Source organism: Streptomyces sp. T39 (assembly GCF_008042045.1).
Classification (GTDB): Bacteria; Actinomycetota; Actinomycetes; order Streptomycetales; family Streptomycetaceae; genus Streptomyces.
The window spans coordinates 1-1,737 of record NZ_RDBP01000219.1 but is presented as its reverse complement, the minus strand read 5'-3'; the positions used below and the strand labels follow the sequence as shown (position 1 = coordinate 1,737).

The following is a 1,737-nucleotide window of genomic DNA, read 5'->3' as shown; positions in this document are numbered from 1 at the left end:
TGGGCGGGGTGGCCTCGCCGGTGAGGTGGAGGCGGGTGCCGGTGCGGAGCTGGAAGGCCGTGGTGCCGTCGCCGGTGGGGCGGGACGCGTAGGTCACGGTGGCGGGCAGCAGCACCGGAGCGCTGAACTCCGCCTGGGCTGCCGCCGACGGGCCGCCCCCGCCCTCCGCCTGCGCCACACACCGGGCGAAGGTCCACATCCCGTGGGCGATGGCCCGGGGGAAGCCGAACAGCCGTGCCGTCAGCGGGTGCAGATGGATCGGGTTGCGGTCGCCGGACGCCGCGCCGTAGCGGCGTCCGAGATCGCCGGGCAGCCGCCACTCGGCACGTGCCGGCAGCGGTTCGGGTGCCGGCCGCCGCTCGTCCGGTGCGCCGCCGGTGACCCGGTGGCGGGCCAGGTAGGTGCTGCGGGACACCCAGACCAGCTCGCCCTCCAGGCACGCCTGAGTGACCATCACGACCTCGGTGCCGCGCCGGTGGGGGACCAGTTCCTCGGCGTACACGGTCAGTTCGGGCCGGTCGGCGGGGAGCAGCGCCGGGCCGTGGCGGGCGATGTCGATGCCGGTGTGGACGAGCCCCAGGAGCGGCAGGGGGAAGCGCCGGTCCGCCATCACCCGCATCGCCAGCGGGAAGGCGAGGACGTGGGGATACGTCAGGGGCAGCGGCTCCCGCGGGCCCGTGGCGGGGAAGCCGCAGACCGCGGCGTAGGCGGCCAGGCGGCGGGTGTCGGTGCGCGCCGCCGGGAGCACCAGGCGGGTCTTCGGCAGCGGCGCGCCGGCGCCGGCCCGCTTGAGCGGGGACAGGGCGGCGCCGCGTGCGAGCAGGGGCGCGAGGGAGGGGGCCGAGGTGAGCGTGACGGTCGTCATGGTCAGGCGCCCAGCAGGCTCTGGCCGCAGACGCGCAGGATCTGCCCGTTGACCGCACCCGACGACGGGTCGGCGAGGTACGCGGTGGCCTCGGCGACGTCCACGGGCAGTCCGCCCTGGGCCATCGAGTTCATCCGGCGGCCCGCCTCACGGATGAACAGCGGTACCGCGGCGGTCATCCTCGTCTCGATGAAGCCCGGTGCGACGGCGTTGACGGTGACCCCGTGCGCCGCGGCCGCGCGGGGCGCCAGCGAGCGGACCAGGCCGATCACGCCGGCCTTGCTCGCGGCGTAGTTGGTCTGGCCGGTGTTGCCCGCGATCCCCGCGATGGACGCCGTGGCGACGACGCTCCCGCCGCGGCGGACCGCGCCCTGCTTCAGCAGCGCGTCGGTGGTGTCCAGGACGGCCGCCAGGTTGACGTCCAGTACCTGGCTCCAGCGGTCCGCGGGCATGTTGGCGAGGCGGCGGTCGCGGGTGATGCCCGCGTTGTGGACGAGGACGTCCAGCCCGCCGCCGGGGAGGGCGGCGACGATGCGGTCCGCGGCGTCGGCGGCGGTGATGTCGAGGGGCAGGGCGGTGCCGTTCAGCGCGTCGGCCGTGCGCACCAGGTCGGCCCGGGCCTGCGGGACGTCGAGGCAGACCACATGGGCGCCGTCGCGGACGAGGACCTCGGCGACGGCCGCTCCGATGCCGCGGGCGGCTCCGGTGACCAGCGCCGTCCGGCCGGCCAGGGGGCGGTCGGGGTCGGCGTCGGCCGGTGCGGCGTCGGTGAGTTCGACGACCTGGCCGCTCACGTAGGCCGACTTGGGGGAGAGCAGGAAGCGCAGGGTGGAGGCGGCCGACGCCGGATCGGGCGAGGTGAGGCGGACCAG

At 76.3% G+C, this 1,737-nt stretch carries 2 protein-coding genes; both read right to left on the bottom strand.

Features of this window, described 5'->3' with window-relative positions:
• Window positions 1-865 (bottom strand): MaoC family dehydratase (locus EAO77_RS37295; protein ID WP_147992702.1); only part of this gene is annotated, 865 nt, incomplete at its 3' end.
• Window positions 866-867: 2 nt separating this feature from the next.
• Window positions 868-1,737, bottom strand: an 870-nt coding sequence (locus EAO77_RS37290; protein WP_147992701.1) for a 3-oxoacyl-ACP reductase, incomplete at its 5' end; no start/stop codon positions are given.